Below are 9,352 nucleotides of genomic sequence, written 5' to 3'. Positions count from 1 at the left end.
AAACGGTCGAACGCGTCGAACCCGGTGGTGGTCGTGCTGCCACCCGCGGTCCGCGCCGTCAACGTGCCCCGCGGGGTGTAGGTGTAGGTCGCGGTCCCGTCCGAGAGCAGCCGGTTGCGCTCGTCGACACTCGCGGTCGCACCGTTCACCGACGTGCGGTTACCCGCCGCGTCCCAGCCGTACGTCGTGGTCGCCCCACCCGGGCCGGTCCAGGAGACCAGCCGGTTCGACCGGTCGTAGCCGTAGCTCTGGTTCCCCGACCCGGACAGACCCGACGGAGACAACGTCTCGGTCAGCCGGTTGTCGTTGTTGTCGTAGCCGTAGGTCGCCGCCCGCAGCACCCCACCTGGACCGGTCAACGTGTCCGTGCTGGTCCGGCCCAGGTTGTCGTAGCCGAAGCTGCGGACCGCCCCACCCGCGGCGTAGGTCACCGAGGTCAGCTGACCGGCATCGTCATATGCCAGGCCGCGGGTGCCGCCGGTGGCCGCACCGGTCGTCGACGTCAGATCATCCCGGGCGTTGTAGCCGAACGACGACACCCCGGCCGCGTCCGTCCGCGACACCATCCGGCTCGAACCGTCATAGCCGAACGATGAGCTCCCCGCCGGCCCCGCACTACCGATCAGCAAGTCCCGGTCGTTGTAGGTGAACGACTGGCTGCCTGACGGATGGTTCACCGACGTCACCCGGCCGGCCAGGTCATAGCCGACCGACCGTGACGCCGCCGCCGCACCCCCACCGGAGCCGGACTCGGTGGTCAGCCGGCCCAGCGCGTCGAACGTCCGCGACCGGGTCACCCCACCCGGCGCCAGCACACCCACCGGCAGCCCACCCGCGTCATACGAGGTCTGCCAGGTCCGGTCCGCCGCCGCCGGATACGCCGTGGTGGACGGCTCGATCGTCTTCTCGACCAGCCCCAGACTGTTGAACGTCGCCACCGTGACGTTCCCACGCCCGTCGGTCAGCCGGGTCCGGTTCCCCGCCGCGTCATACCCCACACCCGTGGTGATCGACGTTGACGCGGTCACCGGCTCCACCAGCGTCCGTAGCTGGTCCAGCGCGTCGAAGGTGCGGGTCGTCGTCCAGCCGTTCCCGTCCGTCGACGACGTCGCGTTGTCCGCCGCGTCATAGCCGACGCTCACCGACCGCAACTGGCTGTTCGATGGGGAGAACTGCGCCACCGTCGTCCGCCGGCCCGCCCGGTCGTAGGTGTAGCGGGTCGAGCGGCCCAGCGGGTCCGTCACGCTCGCCAGCCGGCCGGCGAGGTCGTAGGTGCGGGTCGTCAGCTTGGTCAGCGCGTCGCGTTCCTGTAGCAGGCCGCCGGCCGCGTCGTACGTCCCGGTCCACGCCGCCTGCGTGGCGATGTTCGCCGGGCGGATCACTTTCGTGACATCACCGGCGTCGTCGTGGTCGGTGTAGGTGGTGAACGTCGCCTGTGGGGACCGCTCCGTCGCCGTGGTCGCCCACACCCGGTCCAGGTCGTCGTAGGCGGCGAACGCCCACACCCCGACCGGGTTCACCGTCGCGGTGACGTTGCCGGCGTCGTCGTACACCAGCCGGCTCACCCCGGCCGCCGGCTGGCCGGCGACCTGCGGGTCGGTGACCGCCACCGGCCGGTTGCGCCGGTCATACACCGTGGTCGTGGTCTGCCCACGGGCGTCGGTGTAGGTCAGCGGGTTACCGTTGGCGTCGTACGCCCACGACCGCGTCGGGATGAGCGCGCCGCCGCCGGGCGGGGTGTAGGACGGCTCGGTGACCTGGACGGTCCGCCCCCGCCGGTCGTAACCGGTCGTGGTCACCAGGCCGCGGGCATCCCGGGCGTGGCTGACCTCCCCGAACGTGTTGTAGCCGAGGTCGGTGGCCGGCCGGGCCGCGCCCGGCGTACCGCCGTTCTCCTCCACCTGTACGGACGGGGCCTGCACCTGGGTGACCCGGCCGGCGGCGTCCACCGTGGCGTTCGTGGTGTACGCCGGGTCCGGAGGGCCGCCGGAGACGTAGCCGCGCGGGTCCGCCGTGCCGGTCACGAACCCGCGCTGGTCCCGCAGCGTTGTCGTGACAAAGCTGGCCGTGCCGTCACCGAACACCGTCTGTGAGGTCGGGCGGGAGGCGTTGTCGTAGCCGACGTCGACCCGTGCGGTCGCCGACGTCCCGGCCGCCCCGGCCAGCGTCGAGGTCACGTTGCCGTTCGCGTCGTAGGTGTAGTCGACGGTGCGGGCCAGACCGGCGGGGTCGAGGGTGGTCCGGGTCAGCCGCCGGGCCGCGTCGAACACCCCGGCGACCGTCCGCAGGCCCCCACCGGTCACCGTGGACGTCGGGTTCCCCGCGCCGTCGAAGGCCCGGTCGGCCAGCACGATGTTCCGCGCGCCGGCGGTGGACAGGGTGCCGGTGACGGTGTCCGGCGGGCGGTAGCCGACCAGGATGTCCTGCCGGGGCAGGTCGTCCAGCCAGTAGGTGAACTGCCGGGTCCGGCCCAACGCGTCGGTGACGGCGGCCAGCCGGCCCGCCGGGTCGTAGGCCCGAGACTCCGCCAGCATGTCCCGCGGCGTCGAGCCGGCCACCGGGTCGTCCACGAAGTTCTTCACGGTCGTGGTGGCCAGCAGGTTCTTCGCCGTATAGGTGAACGCGGTCACCGTCCCGACCGGGTCGGTGACGGTCGCGACGTTGCCGTTGTCGTCGTAGGCCCAGGCGGTGGTCGCCGCCTCGACGGCGCCGGCCGCCGCCGTCGTCGACGTCACCCGGTCGTCGTTGTCGTAGGCGTACGTCGTCGTCCGCGACGCGTCCCCGCCGGTGGCATCCGACACCACCGTCTGGGTCAGGTTCTCGTTCAGGTCGTAGCTGTGGGCCGTGACCCGGGTGTGCGTCGTCCCGGAAATCGGGTTCTGTACACCGGGTTCGGTGACCTGCGCGACCCGGGACAGCGTGTCATAGCCGGTCGTGGTGGTGATCCCGGACGGGAAGGTGTCCGAGGTCTCCTTCGCCGTGACCCGCCGGCCCAGCTCGTCGTAGGTGTAGTCGTGGGCCAGCCCGGCCGGGTCGACGTCGCGGCGCAGATCCCCCTTGCTGTCATAGGAGAAGCCCGTCACCTTCCCCCGCGGGTCGGTGGTGGACAGCAGCACGTCCCGCGGCACCGTCCCGCCGCCGACCGCCGCCTCGCTGCCGGCCGCGTACGCCCAGGTCGTGCTCCGCCCGGACGGGAAGTCGGCCGTGGCCGGGGTCGTCGTCGCCAGCAGATCCCCGAGCGGGCTGTAGCTGAACGTCGTCGCGTAGGTGGCGTCCGTCGCCGACACCGACCGGCCGTCACGGGCCACCGTCATCAGATCGTTACGCGGATCCCCGGGCGCGCCCAGGAAATAGCCGTAGTACTCGGTGTGCGTCACCGGCGTCCCGGAGACGTTCGCCCGCACCGTCGTACGGGCGCTGATGTTCCCGCGGTCGTCGGTCAGCAACGTCAGGACGTTGCCGTTCTCGTCGGTGACCTGCGCGAGGAAACCACGGTCGTTGTAGGCGAACCGGCGGTCCCCCAACGCATCCCGATGCGAGATCAGCTGGCCGAGGTCGTACTCCCAGTCCTCGGCGTGCCCCCGCGGGTCGGTCACCCGCACCGTCGTCGTCGGTGACGTGCCCATCACCGTGAACGTGGTCCGTTTGGCCAGGCCGTCCTCGCGCCAGGCCACCGTCCCGTCGAGGTTGTACCCGACCGTCTCGGCGATGTTGCCGCGCGGCAGCACGATCTGCCCCAGCATCCCGTTGAACGCGTACGCGTACGTCGTCGGCGTCGCCGACCGCGGCGACACCACACTGGTGAGATTGCTGCCGGTGTAGCCGTACGACCACACCAGCGGCCCGCCGTGCGCCGCCACCGTGCCCGTCGACACCTGGCTGACATGCCCACCCGACCAGGTGAACGTCAACGCCCGGTTCGCCGTGACGTTCAGCGCCTGGGTGAGCCGGCCGCCCGCGTCGTAGGTGAGCTGCAGCGCCCGGCCGGCCACGTCCGTCACCCGGGTCAGCCGGCCGTCGGAGCGGAACGCCGACACCGTCCCGGACTTCTCCGTCAGCACCGCCGCCGCGGTGAGCACGACGTCGTCGAGCCGGCCCGAGCCGGTCCCCTCCGTGTACGGGCCGGCCCGCGTCCCGAACATCACCGCCGGGTCCGACACCGACATGACCTGCGTGCCGTTACGCAGCACCGTGATCGACGGGCCGTTCGTCACCACCGTCAACGTGTCCGAGGTCGTGCAGCACGCACCCGACGCGTCCGCGACCGTCGTCTCGACCCCACCCACCCGTTTGATCAGCCGCCACTTGCTCGACGACGGCACCGCCACCAGCCGCCAGTAGTTCCCCGCGTCCGCGACCCGGAACGCCAGACCCATGTCCGCCTGCGTCACCGGCTGGGTGAAACTGAACGTCCCGTCCGCCGCCGCCGGCGCCACCAGCAGGTTCCGGTTCCCCGCCGCGGCCGCCAGGTAGACACGGTTGCCCTCGACACCCCAGGTGCCGGCCAGCGGCGTCCAGGCGGCACCGCTCTCCGCGGTGCCGGCGGTGGTCGCCGCGTTCGCCCGGGTGAAGGAATCCCGATGCTGGCCATCGACCACGGCGAACGCGCCGACCCGGCCGGCGCCGGTCGCCAGCGCGTACACCCCCGCCCTGGTCGCCGTCTGGAACGCGCCGTCGGTGGCGGCCGCCACCACCCGGTCGTTCCGGGACACCGCGATCGACGTCCCCGCCGTCGTCACCGCGAACACATCCGACGCCGCACAGCAGGCACCCGACGCCGTCGCCACCGTCGTGGTCACACCCCCGACCCGCTTCGCCAGCACCAGCTGGTTCGCGGACGGCTTCGCGTACAGCACCCACAGGTTGTCCGCGTCCTGGACGCGGAAAGCGACCCCGACATTGTCCTGCGCCACCGGCAGGGTGAACCGGACCGTGCCATCCGACCCCGCCGGCAGCACCGCCACACTGCGCCCCGACCCCGCCGACACCAGATAGGCGTCGTTACCCGCCACCCCCCAGGTACCGGCCAGCACCTGCCAGCCCTCACCGGTATCCGCCGTACCCAACGACGACACCGAATCCGCCCCGGTGAACGACGCCACCCGCGGCGACGGCGCCTGCAACGACGAATAGTAGCCACGCGCCGACACGAACGAACCATCCGGGTTACGGCCGAACCGCGACACCCGCCCATCCGCATAACGGACCGCGATATTACCCTCACCGGCGAGATCCGGCGCCGCCGCCATGTCATACGGCGACGACCAGCCCACCCCGAACAGACCATCAACCGGATTCCGGTTGTTATAGGTACGCGTCACCCCCAACGCCGGACCCACACCCGCCACCGACGCATCCGTCGTCGACGTCACATAATTCCCCACCACCGGCGTCACACTCGCCACCGCCGGCGCATACGGGTCGAATCCCAGATGGCCCTCCGGGCCGGTCAACGGAACCCGGGTGGTCAGATGGGCCACCGATGTCGGCTGGCTGGGAAGCTGGAAATCCCCCACCCAGCCCTGCCAGTAGTAGGTCTGATCCCAGGACAGGGCTCCCTTGGGCGGGCTCCACGTGTTCGAGCTGATCCACCCCGGCGACTCCCAGCAGGTCCCCGAGTTCGCGTCCGAGCCGGTGCACAGCTTGAAGTAGTAGTTCACCCCCTGCCCCGGATAGTTGTCCGGGTCCGTCCCGGTCAACGTCAGCGTCGGGGTCAACGAATACACCGCCGCGCCGTTCGCCGGCCCCGCCGACGTCACCTGCGGCGCCACGTTCGGCACGGTCATGGACTGTGCGAAAGGCGATATCCCCTCGTCCATGAAATAGGTGACACCGTAGTTCAGCATGTCCCAGCGCAGCGTGTAACTGCCGGGCGGCAGCGGATTCACCGTGGCCAGCATGTCGACGCTCTGCCCCGGGTTCACCGTCACCGGCAGATGCGTCGCGTACCCGTTGTAATCGATGACGTTGCTGTTCGACGCGTCATAGACATGGTAGGCGAGCATGTAACTGCCGTCCGCCGGCCACGCATCCCGGCCGGTGTTCTTCACCCGCACCCAGATCTTGCCCTGCTGATTGTTCGTCAGCTGCTGCTGCCACACCGGGCTGCCCGACGGGTAGGAGTACTCCGCGCCGTACGGCGTGTACTGGATCGACATCTGCGGGCGGTTCGCCGCGGTCGCGGTGTTGTTCGACAGGAACTTCTTCCACGCGTAGTTGTCCGTCGAACTCGCCCGCACCGACGTGCCGGTGTTCACCTTCCACCCATGCGTCCAGGCGTTCACCAGATCCTTCAGCCGGGTGTCGTTGAACACCCCCCAGTTCGCCGGGCAGGACCCCGAATAGCCATAGGCGAAACTGCTGCGCGCCACCTCCGGGCCGACCGCCGCCCCCGGCCACAGCATCGTCGTACCATCCCAGGACTGGTTCACCTCATACAGGCTCACATCCCGCGCACTGCACGACCACGACCAGCTGTTCAGCAACGCCACCTGCACACCCAGCACGTTGACCTGGTTGACCGCGGCCGTGCCCTGCCAGTTGATATACCCGTGGTTCACATCGGCGCCACCGTTGTAGGTACCCACGTGAATATCGCCCAGAGTGTTGTAATGCGAGTTCGGGAACGCCGAGGACACATACGTGTCATCCGCCCACGCCTGCAGCACCTCCACCGACGGATCCACCCGCACCGGGAACACCCGCGCCGGATCCGCCAGCCACTCCTCGTCCAGATCCACCCGCAACGCGAGCCGGCCGTCCGCCCCCGGCACCAGGGAATAACGCACACCCTCCGAATACGCCCCGGCACCCACGTGCGGGTCGACCGCGGAATCCTCCATGGACCCACGCGGGATCACCGCCTTCACCACACCCTTGGCGTCGGCGAGGGAAACCTGCTGGGACGTGGCATCCAGGGTGGCGGTCAGACCCTCCAGCGCCAGCGGGAACGTCCAGCTGGCCGGGGCGTCCGCCGCGTGCAGGACCAAGGTCTCCTTCAACCCCGACAACGTCCCGGCCAGCTCCACATCCGACGACGGCCGCACCCCCGCGTAGGAGGCGGCCGGCCCGTCCACCACCGCCCGCGCCGGCCGTGCGTCGGCGATCCCGAACGACACCGATGCGCCCGCACCCACCTGGACCGCCACCAGACGGGGATCATCCGCACTGTCCGCGACATCGACGGGATGCTCAACCGCGGCCACCCGATGGCGGCCACCCGCCGCCGCGACCAGGTTCGTGTCGATGTCCACCCACCTGCCACCGGCATCGGTGAACCGCTTCGGCGCCGAATACACCCGGGCGGTATACGTCCCATCGGGATTACGGAACTCGTCGCTCCACGCCGTGCGCCGCTCCGGCAGCTCCACCTGACCCGGCCGCAGTGCCTGCCCCGGCAGCACACCCCACTCCGGCGTGCCCATGTCCATCGTCCAGGCCGGGCCGAGCTTCGCCGCGCCGGCGGCCGGATCCGGTTCCGGCAGCTCCACCGGGCGCTCCGGCTCCCGCGGCGTCGTGGGCACCGTACCCGCGACCGGCGGGACCTGGGCGCGCACCTGCTCCGCCGACGGCGCCGGCCCGGACACCGCCTGGGCGCGGGCCGTCGGCACCTGGGTCTCCCGGCCCGCCGCGCTGCCGCTCGAGCTCTGCGGCAACGCCACGTTCCGGAACGGGTTGATCAGCGGCGCCGGCCGGCCCGCCCCGCCGGCCACCTGGATGACCGCCAGCGTGGTCAGCACCACCAGCGGCACCAGCCCGATGGAGATGGCGGCCAGCCGCCGGCGGGTAAACCGTCGCTGGACACCACGCAACATCCGCCGAGACGGAGCGGAACGCCGCCGGCCGACCATGGGCGCACTCCCGAGAACTCATCAACCAAGGAGCCGCATGCATGCCGAAAAACAGGCACGGACACGGCGCGACAACAGCGCGGAACCCAGGGCCCAGCGGACCGTACCGACCCACGGCACGGTCCGAGGAAGGACCTGGGTGACCTACGCACCCGAACGGGCGCACAGCAGAAGAACAGCAGGCGAACAGCAATGGAACAGCACAGGGAAGAACAGGGGGAAGAACGGAGAAAATGCGGCGGGAAAAGACAGGACAACGTGGGCCCGGCATCATCGCAAGCAGGCGGACGTCACCCCGTCGTGTTTACGGCGCTCACCATTCCACACCGTCCGGTGCCACGTCACTACATCCCGGATATCACCTGCCGATGTTGCGTGAGATTTGTTGCGGACACGGCCGGCCAGCGGCCGGGGAGGCCGTCCGGTGCCGAACCCGGACGAAAACCTGCCGATACACAACCGGAAAACACAGGCCGACGCCCATTGACATGGATGCCCTCGGCGGCCCAACGGCCGCCCGTTCGACCGGAGGATTCGACATGCGGTGGCGGAATGTTTTGTTCCGGTGGACCGACACACACCGACAACTCCCCCGGAGCACCCCGGGACACAACGCGTCAGCGACGGCCGAGCGCCTCGTGGAGCACCGTCAGGTAGCGCTCCCAGGCCGCGTCCGCGTCCGGCGGGACGATCCCGGCGCGCAGGGTGTCGAGCACGCCCGGCTCGTACAGCCGGCGCAGCGCGGCGGCCAGCGACCCCGGGTCGTCCGGGGCGGCCAGCAGGCCGTCCACCCCGTCCCGCACGGCCTGCCCCAGCATGCCGACAGCGGTCGCCACCACCGGCAGGCCGTGGCGGTGGGCGAGGTCGACGTTCTGGGTCGCCGTCGCCGACCGGTACGGCAGGACCAGCGCGTCGGCGGCCGTGAACAGGGCCGGCACCTCGGCGGCCGGCACATAGCCGGGACGCAGCTCCACCCGCCCGGCCAGACCGAGCTCGCCGACCAGCCGCCGGGTGTCGTCAACCCCGCCCCAGAACTCCCCGGCGACGGTCAGGCGCACGTCGGGCGGGCCGGCGGCGAGCGCCCGCAACAGCACGTCCAGACCCTTGTACGGCCGGACCAGGCCGAAGAACAACAGCCTCCGGCCACCGGCGGCGCCATCGCGGGTACGGCCGGCAGCGCCGTCGCGAGTACGGTCGGAGACAGCGCCGCCGGCCGCGCCCAGGTGCGGGGCCATCGGCGCCACCCACACCGGGCGGGTGGTGAGGCCGCGGGCCCGCTCGGCCTCGGCCGGCGTGTGCACCAGGACCCCGGACACCCGGCGCAGCACCGCCCGCACCAGCGGGACGTCCAGGGCTCGCCGCTCGTGCGGCAACACGTTGTGACACAGCGCAAGAACCACCGGCCTGTCCTCCCGCCCACCGATGGTTGGGAGGCCCCGGCCCACACGGACGGCGCGACCGTTCTCCGCCGGCACCCCGCCCGCCGGCGCACTTCCCCGCCC

The 9,352-nt window shown here is 71.0% G+C and carries 2 protein-coding genes; both read right to left on the bottom strand.

Annotated features, from left to right (window positions below):
• A partial coding sequence (locus AC5LSR_RS13315) for a DUF6531 domain-containing protein (RefSeq protein ID WP_493468514.1) occupies window positions 1-7,814 on the bottom strand: 7,814 nt, incomplete at its 3' end.
• A 653-nt stretch (window positions 7,815-8,467) separates the two neighbouring features.
• The coding region (locus AC5LSR_RS13310; RefSeq protein WP_493468513.1) for a glycosyltransferase at window positions 8,468-9,352 on the bottom strand (885 nt) is incomplete at its 5' end.

The organism is Protofrankia sp. CiP1_Cm_nod4 (genome assembly GCF_982290645.1).
This window is presented reverse-complemented; position numbering and strand designations above follow the sequence as displayed.